Origin of the sequence: Balneola sp., assembly GCA_003712055.1 — a bacterium.
In the GTDB taxonomy this organism is placed as follows: Bacteria; Bacteroidota; Rhodothermia; order Balneolales; family Balneolaceae; genus RHLJ01.
Genome location: RHLJ01000005.1, coordinates 281,081 through 298,401 on the forward strand (window position 1 = coordinate 281,081; position 17,321 = coordinate 298,401).

A 17,321-nucleotide genomic window follows, 5' to 3' on the forward strand; every position below is an offset into this window, starting at 1 on the left:
GTTAAACTAGTTCGCGGGAGGAAGTAGAACTTCATCAATGATATGTACTACACCATTGGTTCCTTCCAGGTCGGCAGTAGTAACTACCGTACTACCATTAATACTAACTACACCATTTTCTACGGTAATGGTTACAGTATCTCCATTTAAAGTTTCAACAGTTTGAGTTGCCTGTAGATCGCCAGAAAGTACTTTGCTTGGGATAACGTGGTATTGAAGTACATCGACTAAAGCATCTCCGGTAGGAATAGCATCCAATTCACCGAAAGCTGAATTCACAGGAGCAAATACCGTAAAGCCATCATTAGTTGTTGCAGAAAGAGCTTCTACCAGTTGAGCATCAGTAACAGCACCTACAAGAGTGGTTAAGTCGAATCTTTTAGATGCAATGCCTACTACATCTACAAAATTGTCTGGTAGAATAACTTCGTTAATAGCATGGATAACTCCATTGTTAACGTCTACGTCAGCCTCAATAACTTCTGCATTGGCATTTACCATCACAGTTCCTACTTCAGATTTAGTTACGAACACTTCACCACCTGCTAAAGCCTCAGGAGCTTGCTCTGCTGATAGATCACCTGCTTTTACTTCTGCTGGAATTACGTGGTAACTTAAGATTTCAATCAATTGTTCTTTGGTAAGTGAAGTCAATAGTCCTTCAGGGAGTTTTGCAAAAGCTTCGTTCGTTGGAGCAAAAAGGGTAAATGAAGCAGAGGTGTTTGAAAGATCATCGGCTAACTCTGCATTAATTACCTGCTCTACCAACGTAGAGAAGAAATATCTCTTTGCAGCTGCATCAACTACGGTTCCATAAGCATCTGGAAGGATTACCTGATCAATAGCATGGATAACTCCGTTTGTTACATCAACATCAGCAGTTACTACGGAAGCCTGGTTTACAGATACTTCCTCGCCTGATTTAGTAACAAATATACTTTCTTCTGTTAAAGAAGCAGGGCTTTGCTCAGCCTGTAGATTAGCAGCAAATACTTCACCACTTAATACATGGTACTGAAGGATTTCAGCTAGTTGCTCGGTAGTTAAGCTTTCTAATAATCCGCTTGGAAGTTCGCTAAAAGCATTATCAGTTGGGGCGAATACCGTGAAGTCACCTTTGAACTGAAGGGTAGTGGTAAGACCTGCATCTTCTACAGCACCTACTAAAGAAGTAAAGATGCTTAATTCTTTTGCTCTGTCAACGATATTAGCTTCTCTCAAACCTTCTGGTAGAAGTACTTCATCGATAGCATGGATAACTCCGTTGGAAGCTTCAATATCAGCATTTACAACTGAAGAAAAGTTATTTACCAGAACACCATTTGCTGCTTCAATAAGGATTTTTTCTCCCTGAAGAGTTTCTACATCTTGAGTAGCCTGGAGTTGTGAAGAAGCAATATCACTTCCTGAAATTACATGGTACTGAAGAATTTCAGCCAGTTGCTCGTCGGTAAGATCACCTAAAAGCCCATCCGGCAGTTTGTCAAAAGCTGCGTCGGTAGGAGCGAATACTGTAAATGGTCCGGCTCCTTCAAGAGTTGATTGCAAACCTGCATCTATGATTGCCTGAGATAGGGTATTGAAATCATTGTTGGTACTTGCTATTCCAAAAATTGTCTCATCAGTTTCCGGATCTGAACTGTTGCTATCGCTGCAAGCAGTAAAGAGCACAAATACTGATACAAGTAATGGAAGGAAATAAATGTTTAGTTTTCTCATCGTAGTTCTCTTTTATTAGTATGAATAGTTGCTACTAATACACATAGAGAACTCACGATGACTAGTTGGTTCTGAAAAAAATAAGATTCCAGGTTCATCCTACAGTGCAGATTTTGTCTAAGCCTCAATTACAATTTAGATTCCTGCCTTCGCAGGAATGACATCAAGGAGAGTAGATAGGGATTACTTTGAGGATGGAATTACTACTTGGTAAGAACTAAAGAATTCGGAATAAGAAATTAGAAGTGAAATCTTCCCTTAGGAAGTATTTCATTCCATAAATCTTCGAATTCAGGATTTTTGGATTTTATTAAATTCAATTTCCACTCTCGTTTCCACTTTTTGATTTGTTTCTCTCTTTCAATGGCATGATACATTGTTTGATGGGTTTCATAATACATTAGGAAAAAAACATTGTACTTAGATGAGAAAAAGGAACCATTTCCTTGTTTATGTTGGTAGATGCGACTTATCAGATCACTGGTCACACCAGTATAGAAGACAGTTCTTTTAGCGTTGGAAATAATGTATACATAACCCTCTTTCATGGCAGTAAGATCAATCTTAGAGGCAATCCTTACATTTTTATTCCTAGTTTTAATATTACCTAGACTTCATTATCGTCAGCCCTGCGAAGGCAGGGGTCTGGATAGATTTGAAAAGAAATAACTCAATTGCGATTTAATTCCTGCCTTCGCCCGCCTTCCATAGTACAAGTACGGAGGGCAGGTGGGAATGCTCAAGCGGAGGTTAATCTCTTGCCTTTTCTTAAGATCCTGAAACGAGTTCAGGTTGACTTCTTTTTATCGGTATCCTGACAAGGTCATCCTGAATTTATTTCAGGATCTTAGTGAGAACTAGATTTAGGATATGGTTATGAAATAGCTATAAAACTAATTCACCTTATCTAGCGGGTATTAAATCTCAAATTGGATCGAGAAGGTGGGTATAAAACCAGGTAAGCGTTTACTGGAGGTTTCGTAGATATTTCCTCCGTTTTGTGAATGAGGGGTTAAGAATCTGCTCAACTCATTTTTTCTATTTGTGATATTCACCAGGTCGAGACGAAATTTTAGTCGGGAACCCGAAATATTCATCGAATAATTTGCAGAAAGGTCGAGCTGGAAAAAAGGAGACAGAGTATGTGCATCCGGATTGTTAAGGTCAAAATTACCAAGTTGGGTTTCTCCATGTGTGGTTAAGAAATCATAATAAGCATGATTAAAAGCCCAGTACCGGGTAGGAGTCCATCGGGAAAAAGCACTAAAACTCAATCTCTCATTAGTTTGATAGCGAAGAGTCAATGAAGAAGAAAAAGGTTCACTCCAAAAGGTATGTACCTCATTTCCATTAAACCTCTCGGGATTAGTTCTTTTCGAAATATTGCTTTGATTCAACCACTTCAACTGGATATTTGGATCTTCAAAAGTTTGGATAAAGCTCAATGCGCCGCCAAAAGAATATCCCTCAGCATCCATCAAAAACTCACTTTGCGAGGTAAAAGATTGACTTCGATTACTTTGGGGGACTAATAATCGCTGATAACTGACCTCATAGATGTTTGGAGTCCATTTATAATAGGTCTCAAATGAAATAGAGGTAAGCTCCGAAACCGAGATCTCCCACAAACCTGCTACCTGGTACGAAGCAGGGATAGCAAGTGAATTATCTATTGGGACTGTGAAATCATTGTACGATGTGAATGCACTTGGTCCTACATTTGTGAGATGGAGCTGGTGGATAAATTGGCGATATACACCGCCTGATAAAGATATAGTGTGAAAACCGATCGGGGTTTTTTCGCTATCCAGAGTAAGCGAGAAACGCGGCTGTATATATATTTGCTGATTAGAAGTGCTAAAAGTCGATCGTGCCCCAAATGAAGCTCGCAAGTTTCGGCTGACAGTAAATTCAGATTGGCTATAAAAGCTGGTTAAGAGAACGGAGTTAGTATTCTCAATCGGGAAATAGAAAAGATCATTGATGCCAAAATCATAGGAAAGGAACTGTGTTTCTAACCCGTTAGTGAGCTTTAACCTGGAATCAACGTGGTAAACGAGCTCGGCTGTAGCACCTAATTCTTGTATCGATTGCTCATCTACCAAAGAAGCATCAGAATCATATCGTTGCGAATAAAACTGGAAAGCATCATTTGCATTATGGCCAGCCTGATACAAACTGTCATTTCCTTCCATAAAGTAGATATTTGAAAAAGAGCTGCCGGAATAATATCCCTGGAAAGAAATATCAGCTCGATCTGAAATGACCTGATATCTGCTCAATTGAAGCATGCTATTCAGGCGTTCTCCATTTTCCTGGCTGTATACAAAAAAGGGTTGGTTTGAGTTGATGGTATTACGCTCCGAAAGTAATTCATTAGTGAAACGCTGGCTTCCAAAATATCCGGAAACAATAGTCCTTTGAAAATCTGAGGTAGAAGTTTCGGCGGTAAAGTGCCCATCAAAGAAGTTTATACTCTGATTTTGTACCTGCTGATCATAATGAGCGATATCACCATTTCCGCCCATCAAAAAGTTTTGTGTGAGGGGATCGAGTAGATTTCTGGATTGAACATTTGTTCTGTATCCATAAGGTAATTCTCCTCCAATTTGATTTGCTCTTACGACAAGGGAGGTATTCCAGCTCCTATGAATCAAAGGGCTAACTGCTCCATTAATACTATTCGGGTTTACCTGGATTAGTCCCAAGGAGTTTGATCCTGGTCGAGCTGCCTGCCGGAAGTCAACAATGCCTGATAATACTCCACCATCATCCACTCCATAACCTGCCTTTTTTATATACACCTTATCAATAGCGTAGGGACTAAATGAACCGATGTGTGTTCCCAGATTACCGATTCCATACATAGGAACCCCGTCCAGCTTAATGAGTTGATTCTCCGGGTTTCCTCCCTGGATACTCAGCGTTTGTTGACTTTCATTGAAGCTGATTCCGGAATATACGGTTGTCGCTTTAATCGGAGATTCTTGCGCAGAGGGTTGTTGCTCCATTGATTGTTGAAAATCTACTCCTTCGGCTAATTTATTCAGAGATAGAGAAGGGGTTTGAGCTTGTACCACAATCGGAGCACCTAAAAAAGTTTTAGGAGAAAGTCTGATTACTTTTACTTCCGAATTGGCTTCTACTGAAACAGTTGCCTGTTGAGATTCATAGCCGACTGAACTGAATATAACCGGGTATGAACCAGCGATAAGTGAGTTTACTGAAAAATATCCATTCTGATTAGTATAGGTGCTATTGGAAGCATCAGAAAGAAATACGGTGGCATTAGAGATAGGTGATCCTGTTTCAGCATCAAATACATAGCCGTAAAAACGCCCGTAATCTTTTTGGATTCCCTTTTTCTCAGTGATTACATAAGTACCGGAAGAAAGAATAATGAAGTCGAGTTTACTTCCTTTTAGGATCTCCCTAAGTACCTCGGAAGGAGTTTTATAATTCAGAGAAATATAAACGATGTCTTTAAGTGGGAGAGAAGGATCATAGACCAGGTCAATTTCTTCGGATTCAACAAGCTTGATAATAGCTGACTCAATAGATACTCCTCTGGCAACGAATCTTTTGGTTTCAGATTCCTGGGCAGATACCCAAATGGGTATTAAAAAAAGTACTAGTGCTACAGCTCTCTTCATGTGCTATTTAGTAATGCTAAAGCCGTCTTTGGTTTTGGATACTTCAAAGCCTTTAACAATGGACAAATCATTCAGTATGTCAGAAATCGATTTTTCAGAGGAGTAATAAGCGGTAATCTTTTCTTTTGAAAAGTATTCTTCATCGAACCGAATTTCGATATCGTTCAATAAAGCCAATCGCTCAAACAAGGATGTAAGATCGGATTCTGAACTTCCGATCCCTTTCCATGAAGTAGGAAGAGTAGGGTCAACTTCGTTTTTAGTAATAGTTTTGGTTTGACTATCTATAGAAATAGCATCGCCTAACTCCAGGATATGAGCTGATTCTGAGAACGCGGTTACCTGCACTTTTCCTTCATATACAGCTACCTCGGAATTATTATAACGTGAATCTTTCCAGTCAGAAACGGTGAATTCAGTACCTAATACTTCAACTACCGTATGTTGTGTGGTAACCGCAAATGGAGTAGTTGACCTAGCAATATCAAAATAGGCTTCTCCATCCAGAGACACATTTCTCGAAAATATCCCATATACCCGAGGCCGATAGGTGAGGGTCGAATTGCTGTTCAACTCTACCGTAGAGCCATCAGAAAGGCTTATCAGTTGAGTCTGGCCTATAGGAGCGACTATATCAACGGAATTGAACAGAAAACCTGCCGTTAGAGCAGCAATGAGTACAGAAGCTGCCGCGGCGTAAATATAAAAAGGTCGTTTCCTCGTTGTAGATTTAGATTCTTGAGTGTCAATTTGAAGCAGCACTTTCTTTAACGCATCTTCTGTTTCAAGTTCGTCAGGGACTTGAGCTTTTGGTCTGGCTTCTTCAGATGCATCCCAAATCTCCTGGAGATCTTCTGGCAGACTTTGCAGATCTAGTATCTTGGGAGGTATTGTGTGTTTATCATCACTACTCATAATGCCATCACCTTTGATGTTTCTTTTTCATATTCATCTCTAAGTGTTTTTAAGGCAGCTACAATATGATTGTTCACCGTTCTGGGAGATACACTCATAATTTGAGCTATTTCATCATGTTGTAACCCATCGAAGCGGCTGAGCTCAAAAGCTTCTTTTTGCCGTTCCGGTAGTCGTGAAATAAGAACCTGAAAAAGGGATTCCGAAGAATGGTCTTCTCCGGAATCCTTTTTCTCCTCTTGATGAATAGAGAGATTCTCCTCATCCAACTCTGTATATCTGGATTCGTGATCTCTGATATAATTCAAAGCCAGATTTCTGACTATGGTGTACATGAATGCCTTAAGAGATTTATGGGCTTCGAGCTGGTCCCGAACTTCCCATAACTTTATGAATGCTTCCTGAACGATATCTGCTGAAGCGTCTTTTGAATAGACGTATCGTTGCGCATAGGCAACGTAGGTACCGTAGGATTCTCTAAAGAAATTAGAGAAGGCTAGGCGGTTGCTTTTTTTTATCTCAGCGATCCAAATTTTAAGTTCAGAAGGATTCATACATCAACATTACACATCAAAAAAGTAGTATGACTAGTTGCTGAGTAAACCGGGATAAATTTTTTTTAGTTCTCTTTGTTTTCTTGTCATTTCGAAGGAGTTAACGACTGAGAAATCCGAGAATTAAACTTGTGGCAAATAGTCTTTGCAAGGAGCCGGAAAGCTATATATAAATTGAGTAATAGAATCGACGAAGCACGAACTCCGCACGAGGCTTCGGCAGGCGGGCAATCTCTATGAATAAGGCGAGATTGCTTCAGGACTAGCTATCGCCGAGTCCTTCGCAATGACGAAGCATTTGGTCAGTAAGAATTGCGAATCTCTTGCGCTCGCATTGGCATCGAATCAATAATGGCGAATAGTTTCTCGACTTCTATTGTCTCAGTTTCTCTTACTTTAACACCCCCATCCAAACCAATAAGGATAATTTCAAACTCTGAATCCGAGAGAGTTGTCAATTTGGAAAAATTGTCATCTAAGACTGAATACCATCCATTTTGATCTTCGAGTCCGATTTTATATTGGCCTTCCCAAACCCTATAAATAGTCAACTTCCGTTCTTTCAATTTCTCTTCGTTTCCTTCCAACTCTTTAAGCTGCTTTTGATAGTATTCGTTTTCTAAATCATCTGTGACGAGAATTAGAACTCTATTCTCCCAACGGTGATTAGATAGATTCTGCGCGTTAATAGAGCTGTATAAAGTCATTGAAAATGTAATGCAGAGTAGTAGGAATGCAGGATTCATTTTGGATAGTCAAGTTACTTTTTAACTAACTGAGTAATGATTTATATAGTTCTTTCTGTTTAGTTTTTTTTCGAACGAAGTGAGAAATCTATAAATAAGTAGGGTCTTTGCGAGGAGCCTAAAAACGGTGTGTTGCTCTAATAATAGAATCGACGAAGCACGAACTCCGCACGAGGCTTCGGCAGGCGGGCAATCTCTATGAATAAGGCGAGATTGCTTCAGGGCTAGCTATCGCCGAGTCCTTCGCAATGACGAAGCATTCGGGACAGAAATAACAAAAGAACAACCAATTAGAATCGTATCTATCAGATTAATAGTGCTACTTCTGCTCTAATTCCAAAGGCTTCCACCACTGTTCATTAGTGATGGTAGAATCAGCATTAATGGTTTCACCCAGTTTCGGGGTTACTAATACCACCTCTTTTTCTCTGGCATATTGCACCGCAAGATTAATAGGTTCGAACCAATCGTGATAGGAAAGTGAGAAAGTACCCCAGTGAATGGGGAACATTATTTTCGAATTGAGATCTCTGGCTGCCTCAACAGAGCGCTCGGTAGGCATATGTATATCTTGCCAGCCCAAATCTTCCCCGTAATCTCCAACTTTGATAAAGCTGATATCCATTGGCCCAAACTTCTCATGAACTTCTTTAAAGTGAGGTCCATACCCGGTATCGCCACTATGATAAATCTGATGCTCAGGGCTTTCAATAACCCAGGATGTCCATAAGGTCGAATTGTCCATCCATTTACGTCCCGAATAGTGTCGAGCTGGAATACAATGAATAATAAAATCGTCAATACTCACACTTTCCCACCAGTCCATTTCATATATCTGTTCTTCTGATATTCCCCAGGTCATGAGATGAGCTTTTATACCAATACCCACAAAAAATAAAGTTCCGTTATCTGCTAAATGTATAGCCGTATTCATATCGAGGTGATCAAAGTGATCATGAGAAATAGTTACTATATCAATAGCAGGTAATTCTTCCACGCTTATTGGGGGAGGGTTATAACGTTCAGGGGCAATCATCTTTACCAGAAAAGCCTTATTCGACAGCATTGGATCAGTCATAATCCGTTTGCCGTCCATTTCAACATAAACAGTGGCGTGGCCAAACCAAGTTGCGTTAATACCAGAGCTGACTGTATCACTAATTTGAGGAATTTCTATTGGGAATGGACTTGCCGGAATCCGTATCTGATCACCTCTCATTTCTCTTATGTTAGTCATTAGATCATTGGGAAGTGCTTCGGGATTATTTTCAAAATGATCATTATAGTACTGAGGAGAGGCTTCTGCTTTAGCTAAACTCGATTCATCCATATCTCCTCCAAATTCCGGGTTTTGCCAAACAACCAATAACGTGATAAAGAGCAAGGCTACCAGGCTGAGTAAAGCAATGGCCAGGATTTTTAGAATTTTGAGGGTTCTTTTCATTATTCAATTAGTTTATTATGCGCAAAATTCATCGAGCTTTTCCTGAGCTTCTTGAAAACCAAGTTCCAAAGCTTTTTTCCATGCTTCACATGCTGCATCTACCCTACCTTCAGCTTGATTAATCAACCCAGATACATGGTATGGGCGTCCATAATTTTGGTCAAGCTGTATTGCTTTTTCACTATCCGATTCTGCTTGCTTAAGTTTGCCTAATTGAAAATACGAGTAAGAACGATGCGCATATGGGTAAGGGTTTTTTGGATTTAGTTCAATAGCTTTATCTAAATCTTTAATGGCATCTTTATACATACCTAGTCCATTTTTTGAAAAACCTCTATTATTCCATGTATTACTGACCTTTGAGTCCAGCTCAATAGCTTTGTCAAAGTCTTCAATTGCTTCCTTAAATCTTTTTAGATCATTTTTACAGCCACCTCTATTACTCCATAAAATAGAGTTGCTCTGTTGTAGTCTTATTGCTTCATTTAAATCAATAATAGCTTCTTCAGATTTCCCAATCTTTTTTCTAGCAACCCCTCTATTGCTCCACGCATATGAGTTTTCGGGGTCCAGTTTAATAGCTTCATCTAAATCACTAATAGCCTGCTCAAGTTTGCCCCATTCCATTTTAGCGACCCCTCTATTGCTCCAGCCAATCGATTTTTTTGGATCTAACTTAATTGCTTTATTCAAATCTTCTATTGCTTCTTCATATTTCTCTAATTCAATTTTGGTGTAACCTCTATTGTTCCATGCTCTCCAGCTTGTTGGGTTCAGCTTAATAGCCTTAGAATAAGAGATAATTGCTTCATTGTACTCTTCTCTTTCATCTTCTGCTAGGCCTTTCCAAAACCAATCGTCTGCATTAAAGTCTTCTTCTCGTTTAGTTTCTTCAAGTGTTTCTTCAAAATCCAAAATCTTTAATTTGTCTTCAGGAGACGATTTACCAATCTTGTTATCAAGTCCACTTTTTTCAAGCACTGCTCTTCTAATTTCTAAAACTTCTTCTATTTCAGTTAATGCCTTACGTGAATCGGAAATTATTTCTCCGCTTCTCTTTTTGAAATCTTTTTCAAGCTTGGTTACTGCTTTATCGATTGGACGTTTAACTTTCTCTTCAACCTCACTTCGAATCCACTCTTCGGTAAGAATGGAATTTATTTTTTTAGATGTAATATTTTTTGCTTGCTTGTTGAAATATGTTTCGACTGAACTAACAAGTAGATTTTTGCCAAGAAAGGTCAAAAGAACAACTAAAAAAGAGCCTATTAGTGATATAGTTGTGATAAAATTTTCGATTTTATTTTCAATTATCATGAACTCCGACTCATGTTTTCGCGCTTTTCCTTCATATAGTTCTTTAAGAAAATTCTGATAATCTTCTATTTCTCTACTCAGATTTTCAACCTCTTTCTCAAGTAATACTATTCTTACTTCTTCTGCAGAAATTGTATTCTCTACTGATTGAGCATATAGAGAAGTACTAGAAAAAATAAGGGTGATTAGTAGTAGAGCTAACAGATGAAATGAAGGGAGGTGTTGAAGTTTCATAAAAATAGAATTAATAAAAACTTATTAAATCTAAATGGTTTAGCTCTAGAAAACAAAGAACCAAATTACTTTTGTATTGCTCTATCCAGGCGGTTTTTAAGTGCTGAGCTGACTGAATTGTCCGAATCTTCAATGGACTCAATCACAACCTTCCTAAACCCTTCCAAATCTGCTTGCCTAAACCGATCATATAACTCTCTGGCCATCTGTTCCAAATTGCCTCGGTAGTAGATAAGATTATCAGCCTTTAACTCACCTTCCTGAAGAAGGAAAAGGGTAGAGGGATCAGAAAGATCATCTTCTTCTGTCAACCAACGTACTTCGGCCTTTGGTTTATAGTGGGAGTATTTTTGACCAGGGCTTTTTGGGCGTTCCATATGGTGGAAAAAGGACTCTTCCACATCCATACCAAGCGCTTCTTCAATTTGTTTTCGACTGATGCTGCCGGGCCGCAGAATGGCCGGTCTTTCTCCTGTTAAGTCAATCACCGTTGATTCGAGGCCAATCTTAGTGGCTTCTCCATCAATAACAGGAAAGCCTTTTCCAAAATCCTGGCGAACATGTTCTGCTTTAGTAGGGCTTGGTTTTCCGGAAGTATTGGCGCTAGGGGCTACTAATGGCCCGGTTTGAGCGATTAATTCCAGAGCCATGGGATGGTCGGGCATTCTGATAGCTACAGTACCTAAACCAGCGGTGATTGCATCCAGCACCTTGGTTTTCTTTTTTAGAACCAACGAAAGAGGGCCAGGCCAAAAACTATCCATAAGGACTTTTGCGGTTTCAGTGATTTCCTCTACAAAATCATTTGCTTGTTCAACGCTGGAAACATGAACAATAAGGGGATTATCAGAAGGGCGGCCTTTTATCTCGAATACTCTAGCTATGGCTGAAGGATTCCATGCATCTGCACCTAGTCCGTATACCGTTTCTGTGGGGAAAGCAACGGGGTGTCCGGACTTAATAAGGGTTATGTATTTGGAGATATCAGCCATAAAGGGAGAATAACCTTTTTATAGGTCATCCTGAACTTGTTTCAGGATCTTTGTGAGGAAACTACATTATGAGCCATTTCATAAGATTTCGAAACAAAGGAAGATAATTTTGCGAGCATAGCGAAGCAATCTCACTGAGACCGCTTCGTTCCTCGCGGATGGTTTTATGTTAAGTCATTCTGAGCCCGCCTTCCGAAGTATGCGTACAGAGGACAGGCGTAAGTGAAGAATCAACACAGTGTTTAATTGTTCAGGGTTGTGTTGATTCTTCGGAAGTATCCTCAGAATGACTATAAACTATTATTCTGCCAGGCTCTTTAGAAAAGCAAGTGCTGCTTCATAATCGGGGATGTCCTGGATAGCAAAGCGAACGGTATCATTTTTCTGAATAACCTGGAATAGCTCTGGCTTAAGCTTCTCCATTTTCTCCAATGTCTTTTGAAAACGACCGCTTTGGAAATATTGGTCTCCTAATTCACTTCCGGTTTTAGGACAAACACACCACATTCTACCGGCTCTGATTGTCACTTTAATAAAGAAGTTTCTAGATGCAAAAAGCTTGATTTTGCTAGCTAAAATGAGTGTTTCTGCTTCTTTTGGGACAGGGCCAAAACGATCCTGAATTTCTTCCTTCCATTCTTCAATCTCTTTCTCTGACTTAGATTGAGAAAGCTTTCGATAAAGGTTCAGTCGTTCTACATTGTCGGCTACATATTCCTGTGGAAGGAGGGCCGATGCATCAAACTCAACCGTGGTTTCAGGTAAATCTACTTCTGCTTCAACTCCTTCAAATAAATCAGAGAACTCGGATTCCTTTAATTCGCGTACTGCATCATTCAGGATCTTGGTATATAAATCGAAACCTATATCATTGATAAATCCGCTTTGCTCTCCACCTAAAATATCTCCGGCTCCACGAATATCTAAATCACGCATTGCAATGTTGAATCCTGATCCTAAATCTGAAAATTCTTCCAGCGCAAGAAGGCGTTTCCTTGCTTCAGGGGTTAAGGTCTCAATAGGAGGGGTGATGAGATAGCAAAAAGCTTTACGGTTCGACCGTCCAACTCTACCTCTTAGCTGATGAAGTTCTGCTAGTCCAAAGTTGTTCGCATTGTTAATAATGATGGTATTAGCATTCGAAATATCTATTCCATTTTCTACGATGTTAGTCGATACCAATACATCAAACTTGTGCTGGTAAAAATCTCCAATGATCTTTTCCAGTTGAGGCCCACTCATCTGCCCATGCCCAAAGCGAACTCTTGTATCAGGAACCAGCCTTCGAATCATATCGGCTACTTCTTCAATATTTTTAACCCTGTTGTGAATGAAGAATACCTGACCGCCACGGCTCATTTCCTGTAGGATGGCATCACGAATTAGCTCTTCATTAAAGCTGTGAATCTCTGTATAAACCGGTTGGCGGTTTGGAGGAGGAGTATTGATTACACTTAGATCCCGTGCACCCATTAATGAAAACTGGAGAGTTCTTGGAATAGGGGTTGCGGTAAGGGTGAGTACGTCTACTGAAGCTCTGAATTCCTTCAATTTTTCTTTTGCAGATACCCCAAAACGTTGTTCTTCGTCAACAATGATAAGCCCAAGATCATGGAATTTCACATCCTTAGAAAGCAAGCGATGTGTACCAATCACAATATCCATATTGCCTTCTTTCAGCTCTTCAATCACTTTCGATTGTTCCGCTTTGGTTTTGAATCGGGAAAGAGCTTCAATCCTAACAGGGAATTCCTTCATCCTTTTTGTGAAGGTCTTGGCATGCTGCTCAGCGAGAATGGTGGTGGGAACTAATACTCCGACCTGTTTATTATCCATTACTGCTTTGAATGCAGCCCGGACGGCTACTTCAGTTTTTCCAAACCCAACATCGCCACATACTAAGCGATCCATAGGTTGAGAACTTTCCATATCTGTTTTTACCGCTTTAATGGCTTCATCCTGATCTGGTGTTTCTTCGTATTCAAATCGTGCTTCAAGCTCTGTTTGCCATCCCTGATCTCCTGAAAATGCATACGCTTTTTGCATTTTACGCTTTGCATAAAGCTGAATAAGCTCTCTGGCAATATCTTTTACTTTTTTCTTCGTTTGGGCTTTTTTCCGAGCCCATTCTCCAGATCCTAGTTTAGTTATCCTTGGAGCAGTGCCTTCTTTACCTGAATATTTTTGAAGCTTATGAAGACTGGAAACATTCACATAAAGGAGTGATTCTTCCTGATACCGAAGAACAACTACTTCCTGTTCTATCTCTTTTACTTTGATTTTTTTGAAGCCTGCAAACTTTCCTATCCCATAATCGACATGTACAACATAATCGCCTATGCTCAAATCTTTGAGTTCTTTGAAAGATATTCCCCCCGAGTATCTTCTCTTTCTAACCTTGGGTCGATGGTACCGGTTGAAAATCTGGTGATCCGTATAAAGAGCTAATTTTGATTCCGGATAGATAAAACCTTCGTGGAGTGACTCTACCACCAATTCGTAATTAAGGGTAGGGGTAGGTTCTCCAAGTAATTCTTCAAACCGTGTTTTCTGTCCATTGTTATCACACAGGATAATGGTTCGAACACCTTTTTCAGAATTCCCTTCAATGTTTTCCCTTAGCAGTTTGAAATTTCCATGAAAATCGGGTTGAGGCTTTAACTCAAATGAATGCGAAGGAATTTTTTCAGAAGAACTTGCCTGATTTCCTGTGATTACGGTATTAGAAAACTTTGTGAGTTCTTGTTCAAACTCTTCCTTAGAAACAAAAAGTTGATCCGGACTAGCTGCATCTTCTTTATTCAGATGTTCGAATCGTTCTTCCGCTTGCTGGAATTTTTCCTTAAGCGCAGCAAAAATTAGTGCAGGATTTTTAAGAATGACCAGTGTATCCTGACTAAAGTAGTGGAGCAAAGAAGTTTTCTCTGTATCTGGTAGATCAGAGAGGTTAGGGACAATCCTTGTCTGATTTAAAAAAGAAATCGAACGTTGAGAATCGGCATCAAACTCACGAATTGAGTCAATTTCATCTCCAAAAAATTCAAAACGTAGTGGATACTCACCCGAAAAAGGAAACACATCCAAAATTCCACCTCTAATTGCATACTCACCAGGCTGGTCTACGAATCGGACGGGTTGGTAGCCCTGATCCACAAGGTCAGTCCGCAATTTTTCAAGGTCAATTTCATCTCCTTTTGAAAGTAGTATGCTTACCGAATCCAATACAGAAGGAGGGGCCACTTTTTCAAATATACCTTCTGCTGAAGCAATAGAAATAGCTGCATTTCCTTCCTGTATTTCTTGCAACGCTTCCGACCGCTGCACTAATAATGAAGAATCTACAATTTGCTCATTATCGTATGGCTTTAGGTGTGTAGATGGAAAGTGAACAATCCCTTTTTCTATTAGAATGGAAAGATCTGATTTCAAGAAACGCTCGTCTTCGTCGGTATCAGTGATAAGGAGTAAGTTCTTATAACTTTTGCTTTGTTCTGCAATAAGAAAGGGCAAAAAAGAGCCTATACTGCCCTTAAGAGCCAATTTATTATTCTCTTTAATAGCAGTTGAGTAAGCTGCAACGGAAGGACTTTTTGAAATTAAGGAGCGTATGTTCTCCAGAGACATTGAATAGACTCTTAAAATTTAAAGGTGCAGAAGATACGGAAAGGAGATGTTATAGACAGAAGCTTTGTACTAATACTGGACTAGTGTTTTAAGCCATACCCGATCAATTAAAAAACCAATGAGAAGCAGCAGTATTGAAAGCTGCAGGTAGAGTGGATATTGGTCTTCGTAATCTGTGTAGATGATTTCTTCTACTTTAGATTTTTCAAGTTGATCGATTTCATCATAAATGTTAAAAAGCTGTTCAGTATCTGTAGCTCGATAGTATTTTCCTCCTGTAAGCTCCGCAACACTCGTGAGCATTTCTTCATCAATGTTCACTGGAATGTTCTGATAACGACGTCCAAAAATGGGATCCTGTACCGGGTATGGAGCAGTTCCCCTTGTGCCAGCTCCGATAGTGTAGATTTTAATTCCATAGGTCACCGCAAGGTCAGCTGCAGTTACCGGGTCGATTTCTCCGGCATTATTTTGACCATCGGTAAGTAGGATAATAATCTTGCTTTGGGTCTCACTGTCTTTGAGTCGGTTTATGGCAGTCGCAATACCCATTCCAATAGCTGTTCCATCTTCGATTACTCCCATTTCTACTTCTCCAATGAGTTGTTTTAGCAGACGGTAGTCAAGGGTAGGGGGGCAAACGGTAAAGCTCTTCATCGCAAAGGTAACCAGACCAATCCTATCCGAAATTCTTTTTTCTACAAATCCGGTAGCTACTTCCCTTGCTGCTTCGAATCGGTTTGGTTTTAAATCCTCTGCTCTCATCGAAGATGACATATCCAACACCATCACTATATCGATACCTTCCGCATTTCGCTCAACAGTAGTTAGCTTTAGCTGAGGGCGCGCCATAGCCAAAATGAGGAGGGTAACTCCACCCAGATAAAGAAGGAGGTTCAACCAATGGAGATGTGCTTTCCAGTTTCCGGTTATCCCATCAAAAATGGAGGTAGAAGAAAAGGTAAGAGAGGCTCTTTTCTTGGTAAAAAAACGATATAGATATACTCCCAGGAGTACAGGAAGTACCAATAATGCCCAAAACCATTCAGGATTAGCCCATTCCATTATTCAGCCTCCTGTGGTTGGTTTGCAAGATGTTGTTCAGATTCAAATAATGCTTTCTTTCTGGAGATCCTGGAAGCATCTACAGTTCGTGCTCTGTCCAAAAAGTCAACAGCATATTGATAACATGACCAGGCGTCGTCCAATGTTGGAGTAAATTTCGCAAACTTAACCATATCGGATCTGTTTAATACCTGTCGGGTACTTTTTATCATTTCATGATCAACACCAAAAGCATCCATGTATCGGAATAGCTCACGGGATGTGGACTCTAAAGCCGGAATGTTATATAGATCCTCAAAATATTGGCGGATGGAATCACTTAGCGTACTATAGAAATATTTATAATCTTTAGTAGCTGCTAAATCATACTCCTGTTTGAGTCTGGCTAATTCTTTTTCAAGTCCATCTAAAGGACTAAAGAATGGAACAAGTTCTATAACCTCAGGTTCTTCAATTTCTTCCTTCTTCTTAAAGAAGGTGTAATAAGCTGCAATTGCAGCAATTATCAACCCAAGTATGATGATTGCCCAGGCCCAGGGAAAACCAGAAAGGTCAAAAATAGGCTTCAATGGTTTTAGTTCCGCGTCTTCAGATGGCAGTACTGTTTTGAAGTAGAGTGAAATAGGGTTTGTATAAACTACACTTGTATCGGAAGCAGAAACCAGAATAACCGGAAACGGAGAAAGCGATATATCTCTGTCGGCAAAGAATTGAAGTTGATAAAGAACACTATCCGCAAAATCAGTGATTCTGTATTGTCTGCTGGAATTAAAATCAATGATCGGAGGGAAGCTGGTTGAATCAGGGAATATGATACGTTGATAGGATTGCTCGACCCTTAATGTAATTGATAGGTCAAAGAGTTCTCCGACGGTGAGTGAATCTTTTGATACCCTGGCTGTTGCTGATTGAGCTTGAACGAAATCAGGTATCAACCATCCGGAAATAAACACAATAAAGAAAACAAGAATCTTATGAGAATTCGCTCTAGCGGGCATCAAAATTGTTAAGGTTCGTCTTAAAAGTGTCAAAAATAGTAGATATTGGATAAAATGTGT

General features: G+C 39.7%; 12 protein-coding genes. All 12 read right to left on the bottom strand.

Features of this window, described 5'->3' with window-relative positions; translation table 11 throughout:
- Positions 1–6: 6 nt before the first annotated feature.
- The 12 genes from ED557_13195 to ED557_13250 all read right to left on the bottom strand — a co-directional run bounded on the left by ED557_13195 (position 7) and on the right by ED557_13250 (position 17,261).
- Complete coding sequence (locus tag ED557_13195) at positions 7–1,719, bottom strand: fasciclin domain-containing protein (protein RNC80077.1); 1,713 nt, start codon at positions 1,717–1,719, stop codon at positions 7–9.
- Between the two features lie 239 nt (positions 1,720–1,958).
- Entirely contained in the window at positions 1,959–2,267 is a 309-nt protein-coding gene (locus tag ED557_13200; GenBank protein ID RNC80078.1) for a GIY-YIG nuclease family protein, read from the bottom strand.
- 369 nt (positions 2,268–2,636) lie between these two features.
- On the bottom strand, positions 2,637–5,372 hold the full coding sequence (locus tag ED557_13205) for a hypothetical protein (GenBank protein ID RNC80079.1): 2,736 nt from the start codon (positions 5,370–5,372) through the stop codon (positions 2,637–2,639).
- A 3-nt stretch (positions 5,373–5,375) separates the two neighbouring features.
- A complete protein-coding gene (locus tag ED557_13210; protein RNC80080.1) occupies positions 5,376–6,287 on the bottom strand; it encodes a hypothetical protein in 912 nt (303 codons plus the stop codon).
- A complete protein-coding gene (locus ED557_13215) occupies positions 6,284–6,841 on the bottom strand; it encodes an RNA polymerase sigma-70 factor (GenBank protein ID RNC80081.1) in 558 nt (185 codons plus the stop codon). Before ED557_13215 ends, ED557_13210 begins: the two co-directional genes overlap by 4 nt.
- Positions 6,842–7,143: 302 nt before the next feature.
- The gene (locus ED557_13220) at positions 7,144–7,587 is read right to left on the bottom strand and encodes a DUF4174 domain-containing protein (protein ID RNC80082.1); all 444 of its coding nucleotides are present in this window, start codon (positions 7,585–7,587) and stop codon (positions 7,144–7,146) included.
- A 319-nt stretch (positions 7,588–7,906) separates the two neighbouring features.
- Positions 7,907–9,031, bottom strand: coding sequence for a hypothetical protein (locus tag ED557_13225; GenBank protein ID RNC80083.1), 1,125 nt, complete (start codon positions 9,029–9,031; stop codon positions 7,907–7,909).
- A gap of 15 nt (positions 9,032–9,046) precedes the next feature.
- The gene (locus ED557_13230) at positions 9,047–10,582 is read right to left on the bottom strand and encodes a tetratricopeptide repeat protein (GenBank protein ID RNC80084.1); all 1,536 of its coding nucleotides are present in this window, start codon (positions 10,580–10,582) and stop codon (positions 9,047–9,049) included.
- A gap of 65 nt (positions 10,583–10,647) precedes the next feature.
- Positions 10,648–11,574, bottom strand: coding sequence for a threonylcarbamoyl-AMP synthase (locus tag ED557_13235; protein RNC80085.1), 927 nt, complete (start codon positions 11,572–11,574; stop codon positions 10,648–10,650).
- Positions 11,575–11,874: 300 nt separating this feature from the next.
- Complete coding sequence (gene mfd / locus ED557_13240) at positions 11,875–15,198, bottom strand: transcription-repair coupling factor (protein ID RNC80086.1); 3,324 nt, start codon at positions 15,196–15,198, stop codon at positions 11,875–11,877.
- A 69-nt stretch (positions 15,199–15,267) separates the two neighbouring features.
- Entirely contained in the window at positions 15,268–16,263 is a 996-nt protein-coding gene (locus tag ED557_13245; GenBank protein ID RNC80087.1) for a VWA domain-containing protein, read from the bottom strand.
- Entirely contained in the window at positions 16,263–17,261 is a 999-nt protein-coding gene (locus ED557_13250) for a hypothetical protein (protein ID RNC80088.1), read from the bottom strand. Before ED557_13250 ends, ED557_13245 begins: the two co-directional genes overlap by 1 nt.
- Between the last annotated feature and the right edge of the window lie 60 nt (positions 17,262–17,321).

Coding starts and splice junctions, on each gene's coding strand:
- ED557_13250 (RNC80088.1), bottom strand. CDS start 17,261: ATGCCCGCTAGAGCGAATTCTCATAAGATTCTTGTTTTCTTTATTGTG.
- ED557_13215 (RNC80081.1), bottom strand. CDS start 6,841: ATGAATCCTTCTGAACTTAAAATTTGGATCGCTGAGATAAAAAAAAGC.
- ED557_13225 (RNC80083.1), bottom strand. CDS start 9,031: ATGAAAAGAACCCTCAAAATTCTAAAAATCCTGGCCATTGCTTTACTC.
- ED557_13205 (RNC80079.1), bottom strand. CDS start 5,372: ATGAAGAGAGCTGTAGCACTAGTACTTTTTTTAATACCCATTTGGGTA.
- ED557_13195 (RNC80077.1), bottom strand. CDS start 1,719: ATGAGAAAACTAAACATTTATTTCCTTCCATTACTTGTATCAGTATTT.
- ED557_13220 (RNC80082.1), bottom strand. CDS start 7,587: ATGAATCCTGCATTCCTACTACTCTGCATTACATTTTCAATGACTTTA.
- ED557_13210 (RNC80080.1), bottom strand. CDS start 6,287: ATGAGTAGTGATGATAAACACACAATACCTCCCAAGATACTAGATCTG.
- mfd (RNC80086.1), bottom strand. CDS start 15,198: ATGTCTCTGGAGAACATACGCTCCTTAATTTCAAAAAGTCCTTCCGTT.
- ED557_13200 (RNC80078.1), bottom strand. CDS start 2,267: ATGAAAGAGGGTTATGTATACATTATTTCCAACGCTAAAAGAACTGTC.
- ED557_13235 (RNC80085.1), bottom strand. CDS start 11,574: ATGGCTGATATCTCCAAATACATAACCCTTATTAAGTCCGGACACCCC.
- ED557_13245 (RNC80087.1), bottom strand. CDS start 16,263: ATGGAATGGGCTAATCCTGAATGGTTTTGGGCATTATTGGTACTTCCT.
- ED557_13230 (RNC80084.1), bottom strand. CDS start 10,582: ATGAAACTTCAACACCTCCCTTCATTTCATCTGTTAGCTCTACTACTA.